This is a genomic window from Acetobacter conturbans (genome assembly GCF_011516755.1).
Lineage (GTDB): Bacteria > Pseudomonadota > Alphaproteobacteria > Acetobacterales > Acetobacteraceae > Acetobacter > Acetobacter conturbans.
Genome location: NZ_WOSY01000078.1, coordinates 1 through 671, shown reverse-complemented (window position 1 = coordinate 671; position 671 = coordinate 1). Strand labels below are relative to the sequence as shown.

Annotated in this window: 1 protein-coding gene; it reads right to left on the bottom strand. The window is 55.6% G+C overall.

What is annotated here, in order from left to right; translation table 11 throughout:
- Positions 1–662: transposase (locus GOB81_RS17405; protein WP_173571467.1), on the bottom strand; the 662-nt coding region annotated here is incomplete at its 3' end.
- Between the last annotated feature and the right edge of the window lie 9 nt (positions 663–671).

Genomic DNA, 671 nt, shown 5'->3' with positions numbered 1-671 from the left:
ATGGAAACATGCGATTTATAGCCAAAGAACGGGATGGCGAGATCGCTGGATGGCATGGTTCCATCATCCTGCCGCTTCGCCTTCGTGAACTTCAGTGTCCAGCGCGCATGACGATCCTTGTGCGACAGCTTTGCGGGTTTGTCCTGCCAGTCTTCAGGAATACGGCCTGCTCGCAGATCCGCTTTCTCTGCATTGGTGTTCCGCTGCTTCGGAGCCGCTACCAGCGTGGCATCCAGGATCTGGCCTGACATCGGCAAATACCCGGCGTTACGCAGGGTCGCATCAAAGCGGTTGAACAGCCCATCGATCGCACCCGCCTGGGTCAGACGCTCGCGAAACAGCCAGACCGTTTTGGCATCCGGCACCCGATCTGAAAGTCCCAGCCCAAGGAAACGCATAAAGGAGAGGCGATCGTTGATCAGATATTCCGTCCGCTCATCAGACAAATTGTTGAGCGTCTGGATCACCAGGATCTTGAACATCAGCACAGGATCAAATGGCGGTCGTCCGCCCTTGCTTCCATCGGAATACGCCAGGGCCTTGTCCAGATCAGGACGGAACGCTTCAAAATCCACAGTCCGGGAAAACGCTTCGAGCTGATCGCCAAGCCCACTCAGCCGGGCAAGACGCTCTTCAACATCAAAGAAACCAGACTGCTTCATATCGCCATT